This is a genomic window from Geoalkalibacter subterraneus (assembly GCF_000827125.1).
GTDB classification, from domain to species: Bacteria; Desulfobacterota; Desulfuromonadia; order Desulfuromonadales; family Geoalkalibacteraceae; genus Geoalkalibacter_A; species Geoalkalibacter_A subterraneus.
The window spans coordinates 360,024-375,710 of the sequence record NZ_CP010311.1 but is presented as its reverse complement, the minus strand read 5'-3'; the positions used below and the strand labels follow the sequence as shown (position 1 = coordinate 375,710).

General features: G+C 60.9%; 13 protein-coding genes. 2 read left to right on the top strand and 11 right to left on the bottom strand.

Annotated features, from left to right (window positions below):
- Window positions 1-84 precede the first annotated feature (84 nt).
- The 11 genes from GSUB_RS01790 to GSUB_RS01740 all read right to left on the bottom strand — a co-directional run bounded on the left by GSUB_RS01790 (window position 85) and on the right by GSUB_RS01740 (window position 12,017).
- Window positions 85-1,401, bottom strand: coding sequence for a ferredoxin reductase family protein (locus GSUB_RS01790; RefSeq protein WP_040198928.1), 1,317 nt, complete (start codon window positions 1,399-1,401; stop codon window positions 85-87).
- Window positions 1,398-4,148 carry a cation-transporting P-type ATPase gene (locus tag GSUB_RS01785; RefSeq protein ID WP_052464369.1) on the bottom strand — a complete coding sequence of 917 codons (2,751 nt, stop codon included), beginning with the start codon at window positions 4,146-4,148 and terminating at the stop codon, window positions 1,398-1,400. The genes GSUB_RS01790 and GSUB_RS01785 overlap by 4 nt, the downstream gene beginning before the upstream one ends.
- A gap of 164 nt (window positions 4,149-4,312) precedes the next feature.
- Window positions 4,313-4,915, bottom strand: coding sequence for a hypothetical protein (locus tag GSUB_RS01780; protein WP_052464366.1), 603 nt, complete (start codon window positions 4,913-4,915; stop codon window positions 4,313-4,315).
- Window positions 4,916-4,936: 21 nt separating this feature from the next.
- Window positions 4,937-6,685: a complex I subunit 5 family protein gene (locus GSUB_RS01775; RefSeq protein WP_040198927.1), complete on the bottom strand. Its 1,749-nt coding sequence runs from the start codon at window positions 6,683-6,685 to the stop codon at window positions 4,937-4,939.
- The gene (locus GSUB_RS01770; protein ID WP_040198926.1) at window positions 6,682-8,178 is read right to left on the bottom strand and encodes a complex I subunit 5 family protein; all 1,497 of its coding nucleotides are present in this window, start codon (window positions 8,176-8,178) and stop codon (window positions 6,682-6,684) included. The genes GSUB_RS01775 and GSUB_RS01770 overlap by 4 nt, the downstream gene beginning before the upstream one ends.
- Window positions 8,175-9,659, bottom strand: a complete 1,485-nt coding sequence (locus GSUB_RS01765) for a complex I subunit 5 family protein (protein WP_040198924.1) — start codon at window positions 9,657-9,659, stop codon at window positions 8,175-8,177. Before GSUB_RS01765 ends, GSUB_RS01770 begins: the two co-directional genes overlap by 4 nt.
- Window positions 9,656-9,970, bottom strand: a complete 315-nt coding sequence (locus tag GSUB_RS01760; protein WP_040198922.1) for an NADH-quinone oxidoreductase subunit K — start codon at window positions 9,968-9,970, stop codon at window positions 9,656-9,658. Before GSUB_RS01760 ends, GSUB_RS01765 begins: the two co-directional genes overlap by 4 nt.
- Entirely contained in the window at window positions 9,967-10,923 is a 957-nt protein-coding gene (locus GSUB_RS01755) for a hydrogenase subunit MbhD domain-containing protein (RefSeq protein WP_084211661.1), read from the bottom strand. The genes GSUB_RS01760 and GSUB_RS01755 overlap by 4 nt, the downstream gene beginning before the upstream one ends.
- A complete protein-coding gene (gene mnhG / locus GSUB_RS01750; protein ID WP_052464365.1) occupies window positions 10,920-11,219 on the bottom strand; it encodes a monovalent cation/H(+) antiporter subunit G in 300 nt (99 codons plus the stop codon). Before mnhG ends, GSUB_RS01755 begins: the two co-directional genes overlap by 4 nt.
- Window positions 11,212-11,499, bottom strand: coding sequence for an MrpF/PhaF family protein (locus GSUB_RS01745; protein ID WP_040198921.1), 288 nt, complete (start codon window positions 11,497-11,499; stop codon window positions 11,212-11,214). The genes mnhG and GSUB_RS01745 overlap by 8 nt, the downstream gene beginning before the upstream one ends.
- A 26-nt stretch (window positions 11,500-11,525) precedes the next feature.
- The gene (locus tag GSUB_RS01740) at window positions 11,526-12,017 is read right to left on the bottom strand and encodes a Na+/H+ antiporter subunit E (protein WP_052464363.1); all 492 of its coding nucleotides are present in this window, start codon (window positions 12,015-12,017) and stop codon (window positions 11,526-11,528) included.
- Between the two features lie 541 nt (window positions 12,018-12,558).
- Here GSUB_RS01740 and GSUB_RS01735 point away from each other — a divergent pair.
- Window positions 12,559-12,726: a DUF6290 family protein gene (locus GSUB_RS01735; protein WP_040198920.1), complete on the top strand. Its 168-nt coding sequence runs from the start codon at window positions 12,559-12,561 to the stop codon at window positions 12,724-12,726.
- Window positions 12,727-12,886: 160 nt separating this feature from the next.
- Window positions 12,887-15,667: an isoleucine--tRNA ligase gene (ileS, locus tag GSUB_RS01730; protein WP_040198919.1), complete on the top strand. Its 2,781-nt coding sequence runs from the start codon at window positions 12,887-12,889 to the stop codon at window positions 15,665-15,667.
- Window positions 15,668-15,687: the final 20 nt, after the last annotated feature.

Here is a 15,687-nt window from a genome sequence, read left to right as displayed (position 1 = left end):
CAGCGTGCTGACCAAGGCCAGCATTTTGGCAAAAAGAAGACGCATAACACCGTCCTGTCATCACGAATCGGGAAAAACTCCGGGTTAAACCAGGTCGAACAATTCCGAGTGGATCTGACCGCGGGGAACCCCCTGGTGCGCCAGAGATTTTTCCGCCACTTCGATCATGGGAGTCGGCCCGCAGATGAAACATTCCAGCTGAGAACGGCCAGCACAAAGGTGACGGGCAAAAATGTCCTCGGTCAGATATCCTGTTTCGCCTTCCCAGTCCGACGGCGGATCGTTCAGAACATAGACAATATCCAGGTCGAGACGACCACGCAACTCTTCAAGTTCCTCACGGAACGTCAACCGCTCCCAGGTATGATAGGCATAAAAAAGCTGCAGCGGCCGCTTGTCGCCGCGTTCATCGAGAGTACGCAGCATCGACATGATCGGTGCGATGCCAACACCGCCGGCAACAAAAACATAACCCGGAGCCTGCATGCGGTCGATGCTGAAAGTGCCGTAGGGCCCATCAATCCAGGCCTTGGTTCCCCGCTTGATCTGACCGATACGGCGGGTGAAATCGCCCAGCTCTTTAATGGTGAAACGCAGCTCGAGCGGGTTCTCGGCGCTCGAGGCAATGGAGAAGGGATGCTCTTTCATGGCAAAAGGGGAGCGCTCCAAAGTCAACCAGGCGAACTGTCCCGGCAGAAAAAGAAATCCTGCATGGTGTTCGGGACGCAGAACGAGAGTCCAGGTGCTGCCCCGCTCCTCGATGACCTCCGTCACCCGCCAGGGACGCTTCAGCATCGCGGTCGGCTTGATCAACCGCACATAAACCACGACCGCCACACAGCTCAGGCCGATGACCAGCCACAACCCTTTTTTCCAGGGTTCCCCACTGTAATATCCGATTCCGGCAATGTGCACCAGCGCCAGCGCCAGCGCAATAACAGCCAGCAGAGCATGCCATACGCGCCATGCGTCATAGTGAATCCGCAACGGTTTGCGCCACAGCGAGGTCACCATAATCGCCGCCAGCGCCAGCGCCGACCCCACTCCGGACCACAGCTCCCAGCCCATCACCGCGGGGTGAAACATGTGCAGGGCATACGAGTCCTGAACCACGAACAGAACGGGGTGAAGCACCACGAACAGCGCGGCGCCCAGAGAGATCCAGCGGTGAAAATAGTAGACCAGGTCAATGCCGAATGGAGCCGTTGCCCGCTGGAAGCGGGCGGTGAGAAAAAACATCACCGCCATCATGGTGGTGCCGGCGAACCCCAGCGCCAGCGAAAGATCCCACCAGAAACCGCTGCCCGCCGGCCGCGGCCCGATCAACAGGGCAAAAAGCGGCACCAGAACGAGGGCAAGATAAACGGCAATCCAGAAAGCCGCCCGACAAAAAAGAATCATGCTTCCCCCTCCCTGCGCGGTTCAAGCCCACGCGCCTCGCGGTGCAACCCCTTGAACAAGACCTTCTCCAGCTCAACCAGGAAAAATACCGTCGAGGCGATCAGCACGACCCTCAGCCAGGCGGCGCCGTCCAGAGGTGCCGTCGAAAACAGAAACTGCAGCGGCGGCGCATAGGTGAACAGCAACTGAAAAACAACGACCAGCCCGATGGCATAGAGCGCCAGTCGGTTGCCCAGCAGCCCTTCCCGCGACACGACGCTGCGGTGCAGGTAGCGGCAGTTGAGCAGGTAGAAAGCTTCAAACATGACCAGGGTGTTGACCGCCACGGTGCGCGCCACTTCGATATCGGCCCCGGTTTCGCGCTCGTAGATGTACAGCCCGAAAGTGCCCGCCAGCAGGATCAGGGAGACGTACAGGATACGCCACCCCAGAAACAGGGAAAGGATCGGCTCCTTCGGCGGACGGGGAGGACGCGTCATGATATCCTTCTCCGGCGGCTCGAAGGCCAGCGACAAAGCCAGGGTGACCGCCGTGATCATGTTGATCCACAGGATCTGCACCGGCGTAATCGGCATCACCCGTCCAAGGGCGATCGCCGCCAGCAGCACAAAAGCCTCGCCGCCGTTGGTGGGCAGAATGAAGGTGATGGACTTGCGAATATTGTCGTAAACCGTGCGCCCCTCCTCCACGGCGTCGACAATGGAGGCGAAGTTGTCATCGGCAAGAACCATCTCAGAGGCCTCCTTGGAAACCTCGGTGCCCTTGATCCCCATGGCCACCCCCACGTCGGCGCGCTTGAGGGCGGGGGCGTCGTTGACGCCGTCTCCGGTCATGGCGGAGATCTCGCCGTTCGCCTGCAGGGCGCGCACCAGACGCAGTTTGTGCTCAGGACTGGTGCGGGCAAATACATCAACCTCGCGCACCCATTCGGATAAACGCTCGTCGGCGGCATCCTCGATTTCGGCGCCCGTCACGACCCGCTCGCCATCGCCGATCCCCATATCCCGGCCGATGGCCAAGGCGGTGCGGGCGTGGTCGCCGGTAATCATCTTCACGCCGATGCCTGCCGTGCGACAGCGTTTGACTGCCTCAATTGCCTCCGGGCGCGGTGGATCGGTAATTCCCACCAGCCCCAGCAGGGTAAACTCGCTGATGTCATCAAAGGCGAGATCGTGCCGATCGGAATCGGTCTGCCGCCAGGCCAGAGCCAGAACTCGCCGGCCGTTACCGGCAAGCTTCTCGGCAGCATCGCGCCAGAGATCCTCATCAAGCTCCACCTCTTCATCACCCTGTCGCTGCCGGCGGCACAGCTCCAGCACGCGCTCCGGCGCCCCTTTGAGGAAGATAAAGGCATTGCCCTCATGATCGTGATGCAGCGTTGCCATAAAACGGTGCTCGGACTCGAAGGGAATCGCGTCGGTGCGCGGCAGATCATCCGCTTCGCGCTCAGCGTCAAGCCCGAGCTTAAGCCCCAGGGTGAGCAACGCTCCCTCGGTAGGATCGCCATGAATCCTCCACTGCTCATTGTCGTCGGTATCCAGCGTCGAGTCGTTGCACAACAAGCCGACACGAGCCAGGTCGCCAAGCAGCGGGTAATCGCTCACTTCGACCGATTGGCCGTCACGCAGAACCTCACCATGAGGATCATAGCCGTCGCCCTCGACCTCAAACGAGGCGTCGGCGCATACGACATCGCGCACCATCATTTCGTTACGGGTCAACGTCCCTGTTTTATCGGAGCAGATCACCGTTACCGCGCCCAGGGTTTCCACCGCCGGTAGGCGGCGGATAATGGCCTTGCGCCGCGCCATACGCTGTACGCCGATAGCCAGGGTGATCGTGATGATGGCGGGCAGCCCCTCCGGGATAGCGGCAACGATCAACCCCACCGTCGCCAGGAACATTTCCACCATCGTGTAGTCGCGTGCCAGCATCCCGAACGCAAAGGCGCCGACGCCCAGCAAAATGATGGCTCCCGTGAGCCGGCGTGCGAACACATCCATCTTGCGCAACAGGGGCGTGCTGATTGTTTCGACCGTTGTCAGCATCTCACTGATACGGCCGATTTCCGTCTGCTTGCCGGTGGCCACCACCACCCCGGAGGCCCGGCCGTAGGTCACCACCGTGCCGGAGTAAGCCATACTCAGGCGGTCGCCCAGCACGGCATCCTCCTCCACCGGGTCGACCTGTTTGGCCACCGCCTGGGACTCGCCGGTAAGAAGGGCTTCATCCACCCGCAGATCCTTGACCCTGATCAACCGCATGTCGGCGGGCACCTTGTCGCCGGCCTGCAGCAAAACCAGGTCTCCGGGGACCAGCTCTTCGGCGGCAACCTCGCGGCGATGTCCGTCACGTTCCACATATGCGTGCAGCGACAGCATGTCGCGAATGGAATCCAGGGCCTTCTCCGCCTTGCCCTCCTGGATAAAACCGATCAGAGCATTGACCACCACCACGCCGAGAATCACGCCGAAATCGAGCCAGTGCCCCATCAGAGCGGTCACCATCGCCGCGCCCAGCAGGACATAGATCAAGAGATTGTGGAACTGGACGAAAAACCGCTTGAGAGGCCCACGCCTCTGCGGGGCCGGCAACTGGTTGGGGCCGTAGCGCTCAAGGCGCTCTGCGGCCTCCTGGTCGGAGAGCCCCTCCTCCGGGACATTCAGCGTCTGTCGGACATCCTCAACTGTGCGAGCATGCCAGAGCGTATTTTGCGTGTCCTGAGAAAGTTTCTTTTTATCGGCCATTGCATCCTCCTTCCAATCAAAACGGCCCGGCTTCTCCTCTGCAAGGAAAGACCGAGCCTGCAAGTTACTTTCATAAGCAAAACCGCATTCTCCATGAGGCAACTCTCCCATGAAAGTATAAACAAAGAAAAGAAGGCTTCAACTTGAATCGGATTGATCTTGAATCAAAAGCGGTAGCCGACCCCCATCCCGATAAAATTGGAGCCGCCGCGCACACCGTTGAACAGACCAAACACCCCGGAACGGTGGTGGATGCGGGTACTGAAATACCAACGGCTCTGCTCCTCGGGGCTCAGGGTCAGCTCAAACAGCAGATAGTTGAGAAGCTGCGAAGGGTCATCGTGATCTTTTCGCTCGAGACGCGGCTTGCGGAATGCGTAGGAGAGCCCTTCTCCCACCGCGAAGGTGGTTGCGACCCAATCATTCCAGGGGAAGCGGTACCAGCGGGCCAGAATCAGCGCGTTGGTTTCAAAGTGGTTCTGGCGGCCGAAATGGCGAACACCCTGCACCTCCCACTCCCAGCCGAGCGATCTGTTTGGACGCGCAAACCGGTGATTCAGGGCCAGCGCCACCAGGTAGGAGTCCTGGTAGGAATGGCGATTGGTGAATATGTCTTTCAATCGATCGGGAGTGTAGATGGAAGTGAATCCGATCAGACTCCATGGAGTGTTCGGCTGCGATGCTAAGGCAGTGTTCGAAGAAAAAAGACCGAGACCCAATCCCACCAGGAGCACGAAGATAAAGCGGAACGTTTTGCGGTGATTCATTTGCAGTAAAGCCTCTCCCATTCAAAGAAGAAAGAGGAGAAGTATAAACAAAAAGACTGCGCCCGCCATGGAAAATCGGCGCAGAGACAGTTCGGTCTCGTGCAGCACCTCGTATACCGCCAGCCGGTACCACCACCTGCCGCGCGGCAGGCGGAGCGATTCCCAGCATTTTCCAGCGCCAATCCGACCGCAGAGCTTGCGACAGGAGTCATACGCCCGCAAAATAAACTTTTCGACAAGAGCGCCCACATCCCCTGGCGGTGGAGAAAAAACCTCTTTCACAGACGGCGGCAGCCGGCGCATGGCTGCAACAGCAACGAGCACGGCAAGCAGCAGCGGCCACAGGGCGGAGACCGGCGCGATGGAAACGGACTGCAGCGCGGCGTGCAGCCAGGGATCGGGAAACCAGCCGACGGCGCAGACCATGCTCGCCGCCAGCAGCAGCAACCAGCCGCCCCACATGGCCGCACCGGGCGAAGGACGATCAGAGGGTTTGCGATACATCAGAAACAGAAAACGCACCATGATCAGGGCAGTGCCCACAGCCGCAAAGGATAAAAGGGCCGAAAGGGAAAATGGCCCATAGGCAGGCATCTCCTTCAAAAAAGGCTTGAGTGCGGCCTTGGCCTGGGCGCCGCTGGTAAAGGGCGCCCCGCTCAGCGTCAGCGCCGGCCACAGCAGCCCCACCACCGCCACCCTGCGCAGCCAGACGGACATGCCTGAAACGGGCGCCATGGAGACACCGAGAAAAAGCGCCCCCTTGGCCAGGCCATGGTGAAGTGCATAAAAAGCCAGCACCGGGGCCAGCTGCGGCCAGACGGCGGGCTGCGCCAAGCCCAGCCCGAGGGCAATGACGCCATAGCCCATCTGGCTGATGCTGGAATAGGCCAGTACCGTCTTGGCTTCACGCTGCGGCAGGCCGACAATGACACCGTAATAGGCCATCACCAGCCCGACAATAATGAGTCCTCCCGACCATCCCGGCAAAGACACCTGCCCCAGCGGCAGCAGGCGCGCCAGTCCCAGCAGGCCCGCCTTGATCATGGCGCCGCTCAGAACCGCACTGGCCGGCACCGGGGCGGCCGGGTGCGCCAGCGGCAGCCAGAAATGCAGCGGCACCATGCCGATCTTGATCCCCAAAGCCGGAATCAGAATAGCCAGAATCAGGTTTCGCTGCTCGCTGCCGGCGAGCGCACTGGAGGCCTCGCTCAACAGCAGAAAAGGGGTGTGACGGGCCAGCATTACCAGGGCGGTGAACAGCAGAACCTCCCCCACCAGCACGAGAATCAGGTAAACCCGCCCGGCGCGGCGGGAGAAATCGCGCCCGTCATGCACCACCAGGGCGTAGGAGGAAAAACTCATCAGGGCGAAAAAAAGATAAAAGCCCAGCATATCCAGGGAAAGCGCCACCCCCAGGTTGCCGCCCATGGCGAGCAGAAAGAAGATGGCGAAACGCCGCGCATGGGAGTCGTCGGAGAGCAGCTGGCGCAGGTGCAGGCCGGCGGACATCCACAGCAGGGCGGTCAGCAGCAGAAAAACGCGCCCCATCCCGTCAAGGCCGAGCTGTCCGCCAAGCAGCAGCCAATCCAGGCCGATGCGGCTTCCCCCATCCGGCAGCAGGGCCAGCAACAGGCCGGGCAGCGCTGCCCAGGGCACAAGAGAAATCAGCCGGTCCCTGGCTCCTTCCCACCAGAGCAGAGTACACAATACAAGGGGAGCCAGAGGGGTCAGCACCAACAGTACCTGATACAAAGCAGTCTCTGTCGTCATGGCGCATACTCCCGTGCCGCAATCAACCGGACCCATTGCAGCGGGCTGAAAGGCGCAGCGGCCAGCAGGCCGAACAGCAGCACCAGCGCGGCCGTCACCAGGGGCGGCAGCAGAAGCGCCCAGCGCGTTTCCTTCCCGCCGTGATCAGGCGGGCTCTCCGGCCACGGGCGCTGCGGTTTATCGAACCAGACCGTGCGCAGAATCGGCAGGAAATAAGCGGCATTGAGAAGAGTGCTGGTGATCAGCAACACCACCACCCAGGGTTGATTGATGGTCAGAGCCCCCAGCGAGAGGTACCATTTGGTGACAAAACCCACCGTGGGCGGCAGGCCGATCATGCCCAGGGCGCAAACGGTAAACGCGCCCATGGTCCAGGGCATGCGACGGCCCACCCCCGCCATATCCCTGATCTTGTGGATGCCGAGGGTTTCAGCCAGATTTCCGGCTCCAAAAAACAGGGTGATCTTCATCAATCCCTGGTGCACCAGGTGAACCAGGCCGCCGATGGTGGCCAGCGGGCCATGCAGTGCCAGACCGAGAGTGATATAGGCAACCTGGCTGACCGTGGAAAAGGCGAGCCGCCGCTTGAGGTCCTCCTGCGCCAGGGCGCGGAGCGAACCGTAGAGGATGGTAAAGGCCGCCACGAATGCCAGCGGTCCCAACACCTCGAGGGAGGCGCAAAACTCGATGCCGTACACGCCGTAAACCACGCGCATGATGCCGAAAGCCCCCGCCTTGACCACCGCGACCGCGTGCAGCAGCGCGCTGACCGGGGCGGGCGCGACCATGGCGGTGGGCAGCCAGGAATGGAAAGGGACCAGCGCCGCCTTGACGCCCAACCCGGCGATCAGCAGAAAAAAGATGATTTTGAACTCCCCATAGAGCGCAGGATCTGCAGCAGGCAGGATTCCAGACACGGTGAAGTCCAGGGGGCCCACAAGGGTTCGTAGCCAGACCGTGGCCACCAGCAGCACCACGCCTCCGCTCAGGGTATAGGCCAGGTAAATGCGTCCGGCGCTCAGGGCTTCGGGAGTGCCGCGATGCACCACCAGCGGAAAGGTAGACAGGGTCAGCATCTCGTAAAAAATGAGAAAAGTGACCAGGTCCCCGGCAAGGGCGATGCCGGTGGTGGCGCTGACACACAGGCTGAAGAACCCGAAAAAGCGGCTTCGATGGGGAGAGCCTTCCAGGTAGCCGATGGCATACACGGTGGTCAGAAACCACAGAAAGGCCGACAGGCCGAGAAAAAGCAGCGACAGCGAGTCGGCATGCAGCGCCAGCTCCATTCCCGGCAGCAGAGCAATGCGCAGCTCGGGGAAGCGGCCCCGGTAAACCAGAATGAACAGCAGCGCCACCAGGCTCAGCTTCAGCAGCGCCCCCGCCATGTTGAGGGTGGTGCGCAGGCGATGACTTCGCTCCGGCAGGGCGAAAATGATCAGTCCCGGCACCAGAGAGCTGCACAGAATGGCCAACAACAGCAGTGAATCGTTCATGGCCCCGCTCCTATGAGGACGGCACCGGCGACGGGAGCCTGCAGCAACGAGAGCAGCACGGGCACATAAGCACCAAGTCCCAGCAGCAGAGAAACCACCGAAAGCGCCAACGGCGGCCACTTCATCACCCAGGGGAGGGTTGCGTGGTGCGTGCGCTCGACATCAAGAAAAGCCCAGGCCAGAACGCGCACTACATAGGCCGCCGCCAGCAGAGTCCCAAAAGCCATGACCACGACATATCCCCACTGCCCGGTCACGATAGCCGCATCAAGCAGCAGCCACTTGGCAAAAAAACCGCCGCTGGGCGGCAGTCCTATAATGGTGACCGAGGCCAGCGCAAAGATCACCACCAGCACGCCCAGCGGACCGCCGGCACCGGCCAGGTGGTTGATTCGGTCATGCCCCACCGTATGATGAATCGCCCCGGCCACCAGGAACATGGCGGCCTTGCCGCAGGCATGAGCCAGTATGAAAAAGATGGCGCCGGCCCAGACGCTGGCCGCCGTGCCGCTGCTCGCCAGAGGGAAGACCAGAAAGAGATAGCCGATCTGGGCTACGGTGGAATAGGCTACCAGCAGTTTCAAGCGCTCCTGTCGCAGCGCCATCAGCGATCCCCACAAAATCGCCGTTGCCCCCAGGACACCGAGCAGATGTCCCGCCAAAGGTGATGCCACTCCCGGAAAGACCTCGAACCATAACCGCAGGATGATGACATAGGAGGTTTTGACCACCAGCGCCGATAGCAGCGCGCTCACCGGGGCAGGCGCCTGGGAGTGAGCCGGCGGCAGCCAGAAGTGCATCGGGAAAAGCGCCGACTTGAACAACAGGCCGCCCACCATCAGGGCCATCGCGGCGCGGCTTTGAGCGTTAGCGGTCATGGCTTCGCCAAGCAGACTCAGGTCCACCGTCCCATAGGCCGCATAGAGCAGCGCCACCCCGAGCAGATAAAACAGTGACCCCGCCATGCCGACCAGCAGGTAACGCATGGCAGCGCTCAGTGCCGCTGGCCGCCCCTCCAGTGCGGCCAGGGCGACAGAGGCCAGCGTCACCATCTCCAGCGTCACATAGAGATTGAACAGGTCCGCAGAAAGGAACAGGGCGCTCGCCGCGCCCCACAAAAAAAGCCACAGCGGCCAGAAATGCGCGGTCCGGTTCCGCCCGGGGCTCCGGGAAGGGAAATACCCCTGAGCATAAACGCTCACCACCAGGCCGACCACGGCACAGGTCACCAGCATCATGGCCGCCAGTCCGTCGAGACGCAATGCAATGCCCAGGGGCAGCGGCCAGTCACCGGCCGTCAATTGCAGGGGGCCGACCGCATACAGATGGAAGGCAGCCAGCGCCGCCAGCAGCGGCATCGCCAGGGCCGTGCCCATCCCGATCATGCCGGCGCGGCGCGGCAGCAGAAACGCAGCAACCGCAGCGGCCAGCGGCAGGAAAATCATCCACAATGCCCAGGGGTGATGCAGCACGCCGCTCACTTTTCTTCCTCCCCGCCGCGCGGGAGATAGGGCCGCCCATGAGTCTGCTGGATTCTAACGGCCAGCACCACCGCCACCGCGGAGAACGCCACTGCCACCACGATCCCGGTCAGGACCATCGCCTGCGGCACGGGATCGGGTGCAGAGGACGTGCCGCCGTGCCCCAGGGCGAGAAAGACCATGAAAACGCCGCTTCCCATGATATTGGCGGCAAGAATCTTGCGCAGCAGATGCTCACGCACGAAAACCCCGTGAACCCCCAGAAGAAAAAGCAGAAATCCGGCAATGACGAAACCGGGTCCCGTATTCATGAGCCGCCTCCCGCACCCTCATCCTCTTCCAGGCGCCCGCCGAACACCGCCAGCGCCAGAGTGAGCGCAATGGAAACGCCGGCCAGCGCTTCGATCAGCAGGATCAGGTTCTTGCCTCCTGCAGGCGGATAGACAAATGGAATCCCCGCAACCAGGAGGGCTGCGACAGCCACCGTGAGAAAAAAAGCGAACCCGCAGGCCATGAGGATGCGCAGGTAGAGGCCGCCCGGCCCGGCGATCAGGGCGCCACCGCTCAATACATACAGAACCAGCCCCGCTCCCAACAGAGCGCCCGCCTGGAAAGCACCGCCCGGGGCATGCCCGCCACGCCATAACAGGTAGATTGAAACCAATACCATCAGCGGAAGCAGAATCCGGCTCAATCCCTTCTGTGCGGGAGAGACCGGGATGTTATCTTCCGGCGGGGGGCCCAGGTCAATCGACCGGATCGCCACCACCGCCAGCAGCAGAACACCGAGTTCGAGCAGAGTGTCATAGGCTCGAAAACCGAGCAGGACCGCGGTCACCGGGTGAGTCACCCCGCTCATGGGCAGATGGGCCATGACCTCCGACTTTAAACCGCCGGCGTTCGGCAGGCGGGGCAAAAAGCGCAGCATGATGGTTCCAAGCATCAGCAGAAAGGTCGCCACCAGGACCGGGGCCGCAAGATGTCGCCCGAGGCTCTTCCGACCCCGCCGGCCGCCGGGCTCATCATGCCCGAAACGCCCTAACGCAGCGAGGAACAGGGCGCCGGTGATTCCGGCACCGATTGCCGCCTCGGCCAGGGCCACATCGGGCGCATCGAGCCGCACCCAGGCCAGCGCCAGCAGCAAACCGAATGAAATAAACAGAACCACCGCTTTGAACAGGTCGGGCGAAGCCAGCACCTGCCAGGCAAGCCATAAAAGGGTCAGCAGCAGGACCAGATCAAAGAGCGCACCCACCAGCGTCACGGCTTCCTCCAGGGGGTGATGCCGTCGCGAAGGGCCTTGCGCGACACCAGGTGCGCAACCGTTGCGCCGGAGAGCATCACCAGCAGCCAGGTCAGCAGCAGCCGCGCCGCAGACTGCCAGCTGTCGCTGAGGATCATAAGCCCCAGAACGGTGAATCCCAGGCCGAGGTTGTCGGCCTTGGTCAGGGCATGCAGGCGGCAGAAGACATCAGGGAAACGCAGCATCCCCAGGGTTCCGGCCAGGAAAAAATAGAGTGCGGCTGCAAAAAACAGGGTCGCCAGGGCAGATTCAAACATCGTCGTTGTCCTTTTCCGCATCCGCTTCCCGCGCCCAGCTGCGCCGGACAAAGGTCACCGCCGCCACAGCCCCGAGAAGGGCGAATACCAGCGCCGCGTCCCACAGCGCCGTCACTCCGCCTGCCTGCCCCAGAAGCAGCAGGATCGCGACGGCCGTGGTTCCGAACAGCTGGGCCGCCAGCATGCGGTCCGCGGCAGTCGGCCCCTGAAACACCCGCCACAACCCCGCTACAATGATCAGCAGCAGAATCAGCGCCATTGCCAGGCACAAAGGCTCCATCTACGATAATCCTCCACAGATGTTACTCAGAGAGCATTCACTCCGTCAGCGTCAAAAAGCCTCGCCACCTTCTGCTCGAGGTTCACCAGCTCCCCGGCCAGAGAGCGATCCAGCGCATGCACGACCAGGCAGTCTTTGCGCACATCCGCCCCCAGCGTTCCCGGCAGCAGGCTCACCACGTTCACCAGGAAAAGTCGTGCCGCACCCGGGGGCAAAGAAAGGGGATGCTCCACCAGCAGCGGCTCGAGCTGCATGCCGGGGGAGAAGGCGCGCCGAGCAACGTCTACCCCACCCCGAACGGACTGGAGAAAAAAATAGGGAAGGAACCGAATGGCTCCACTCCACCGAAGCGGCCCAGCCTCTCTAGAACGCAAACACAGGGCGACTGCGGTGGCAATCAGCACAGCGACACTGCCCATGCCCCATGATCCGGATGACCACCCGGCAATGATTTCCCATAACAGGACAAACGCCGCCAGATACCGCAAGCCAACCATGACAATGTGGGACTGTGCCATCTCCGAATCCTCTCCCCCGTGCCCTTGTCGGCAATGCCCCGTCAAGGGTGCTTTGTCCCGCGTCTTAAATAAACCGGCCACGCAAAGTTTAAAACATTCGACGGGCAAATCAAGCAAATGCCCTGAAGGGGCCAATTCGACCCAAAACTGTGCCATAAAAAACATGTGGCACAGTTTTGCTCGGCTATTTCACTGAAAAACATCGCAAAATCACGGCTACCATTAAAAGGCACACCAGAAATAAACGATTTTCGAGCCAATTAAACCCAATCATGCCGCAAATGTGTCACCTGTGACTCAGTACCTGTAGCCAATTGACGTCCCGCACCAACAATTGTGTCATTTTGCCTCAGCAGATATTTCAGAGAACCTATGTCCGCAAAACCGAACAACCTCACAAGTCACTGTTATTACATGTTTTATAAATATATTCCTCTAACCTTGGCAATATTGGCAATTGTTTTGCATTATGTATACGGAACAAAACGACACACTAGAGTTTTAAACTCAACAATAGCTCGTAAGAAGGGAGACGAAAATTATGGGAAAGACAGTTGAAAACCCCAAGCGTTACATTATTTCCTGCCGCATCAACGACCAGGAGATGGAAACCCTCCAGGAAATCGCCAAAATGCACGGCACCAGCATCTCAACCCTGCTGCGCCGCAGCCTCAACATGCTGGAAGAACAGGCACAACCCCAGGCATAAAACCTTCGATCGGGCGGCGGCCGCAGAAAAACCCGGCCCGCCGCCCGCCCTACCTCTCCCGTCGCCAAACCTCCCGCGAAACAGCCTTTTACCTTGACATATCCCCTGTTTTTGCTACTTTGTGGGCTTCGATTTTTCGCCCAACCCCGGGAGGAACGGCATGGACTATAAAGACACCCTCAATCTGCCTGAAACCGAGTTTCCCATGCGCGGCAATCTGCCGAAGCGTGAACCGGAAATTCTCAGTCGCTGGCAGCAGACCGATCTTTACGCACAGATCGAGAAAGCAACTGCGGATCGCCCCCTGTTCATCCTGCATGACGGCCCCCCCTACGCCAACGGCCACACGCATATCGGCCACGCGCTGAACAAGATACTCAAGGACATCGTCATCAAAAGCCGACGCATGCAGGGCTTTCACACGCCGTATGTTCCGGGATGGGATTGCCACGGCCTGCCGATCGAACTCAAGGTCGACGGACAGCTCGGCTCTGCCAAAAAGGAGATGAGCAAGGCTGAAATCCGCCGCGAGTGCCGCACATACGCACAGAAGTGGGTGGATATCCAAAGTCAGGAATTCGAACGCCTCGGCGTGCTGGGCGACTGGGACAACCCTTACCTGACCATGCATACCGGCTACGAGGCCACCATCGCCCGGGAGTTGGCCCACTTTGCCGAAAAAGGCGGCCTCTACAAGGGGAAGAAGCCGATTCACTGGTGTGCCTCCTGTGTCACAGCCCTGGCAGAAGCCGAAGTGGAATACGCCGACCACACCTCCCCCACCATCTACGTCAAATTCCCGTTCAACGATTCGCTCCCCGCGGAGCTGGCTCAGTTGGGCGACAAGCCGCTGTCTTTCGTGATCTGGACCACCACGCCGTGGACCATTCCCGCCAACCTGGGGATCTGTCTCAATCCGCGCCTGGACTATGTCGCCGTCGACACGGGTGAAGAGCGATTGGTGATGGCCGAAGGACTGGTTGAAGCCGTCATGAAGGAAATCGGCATTGCGGACTATGAAATTTTCGCCACATTCGACGCCGCGGCGTTCGAGGGCAAGCAGTGCCGCCACCCTTTCTACGACCGCAACTCGCTGGTTATCCTGGGCGACCATGTCACCCTCGAGGCAGGGACCGGCTGCGTCCACACCGCCCCGGGCCACGGCCAGGATGACTACATCGTCGGCCTGCGCTACGGACTCGACGTCTACAATCCGGTCGATGATTACGGCCGCTACCGGGAAGACCTGGAACTGTTCGGCGGAATGAAGGTCAAGGACGCCAACCCGGCCGTCATCGACAAACTCAAAGAAGTCGGAGCGCTGCTGTATGCGGGGCAGGTCACTCACAGCTATCCACACTGCTGGCGCTGCAAGAAGCCGATTCTGTTCCGCGCCACCGAGCAGTGGTTCATCTCCATGGCCCATGGCGATCTGCGGCGCAAAAGCCTCGACCACATTAACGAGGTGCAGTGGATTCCGCGCTGGGGCCGGGAGCGCATCTACGGCATGATCGAAAATCGCCCCGACTGGTGCATCAGCCGCCAGCGCAGCTGGGGTGTGCCGATCACCGTCTTCTACTGCGAAAAGTGCGGCGAAGCGCTGGCCGACGGTCCCACCATGCATCATGTGGCTGACCTGTTCGATCAGCACGGCAGCGATATCTGGTTCGAATGGGACAGCGCGCAACTGCTGCCTGAAGGCACAAGCTGTGCCGCCTGCGGACACGACAGCTTCACCCGCGAGCAGGACATCCTCGATGTCTGGTTCGACTCCGGGGTTTCCTTTGCCGCCGTGCTCGAGGCGCGCGACGGACTGCAGTCGCCGGCCGACCTCTACCTGGAAGGCAGCGACCAGCATCGCGGCTGGTTCCACTCCTCACTGCTGTGCGCTGTCGGCACCCGCGATCTGGCTCCCTACAAAGCGGTCCTTACCCACGGTTTCGTGGTGGACGGCGCGGGCAAGAAGATGTCCAAGTCCACGGGAAATGTCATCGCGCCGGAAGAGGTCATCAAAAAATACGGCGCGGAGATCCTGCGCCTGTGGGTCGCCGCCCAGGACTATCGCGACGACATCCGCATCAGCCCGGAGATTCTGCAGCGTCTCTCGGATGCCTACCGCCGCATCCGCAACACGGCGCGCTACATTCTCGGCAATCTTCACGATTTCAACCCCGAGACGGACCAGGTCGCCGACGACCAGCTGCTGGAGATCGACCGCTGGGCCCTTTCGCGTCTTGAGGGGCTGGTCAACCGGGTCGAAAAAAGCTACGAGGACTACGAGTTCCATGTGCTCTACCACGCGGTGCACAACTTCTGTGCCGTGGACATGAGCGCCTTCTATCTTGACGTCCTCAAGGATCGCCTCTATATCACGCCCGCTACCAGCACGGCGCGCCGCAGCGCCCAAACGGCCATTTATCGCATCCTCGATGCGCTGACCCGCCTGATCGCGCCGGTGCTTTCCTTTACCGCCGATGAGATCTGGCAGCACCTGCCCGGCACCAAAGAGCAAAGCGTCCACATGGTCGAATTCCCCCGCTTTGAGTCACAATATGTCGACCCGGAACTGGAGAACCGCTACGAAGCGCTGCGTAAAGTGCGCAGCGATGTTTCCAAAGCTCTTGAACTGGCCCGCAATGAAAAACGCATCGGGCACTCCCTGGCGGCTAAAGTGCTGCTGGCCCCCGGAAACAGTGAGAAGATTGGAGATCTTCTGCGACGCTACCGCGATGAGCTGGCCACCCTGTTCATCGTATCCCAGGTTGAGTTGACCGATGAGATCACTGACGGCATCGCCGGCGAAAACATCGAGGGGCTGCAGGTGGCCATCGTCCCGGCGGAGGGCGAAAAATGCGAACGCTGCTGGACCTTTGCCACCAGCGTCGGTGAGTGGGACGCCCATCCGACCATCTGCCACCGCTGCCGGGAAGCACTGAGCTGACTGCATTCTCCAGGGGACGA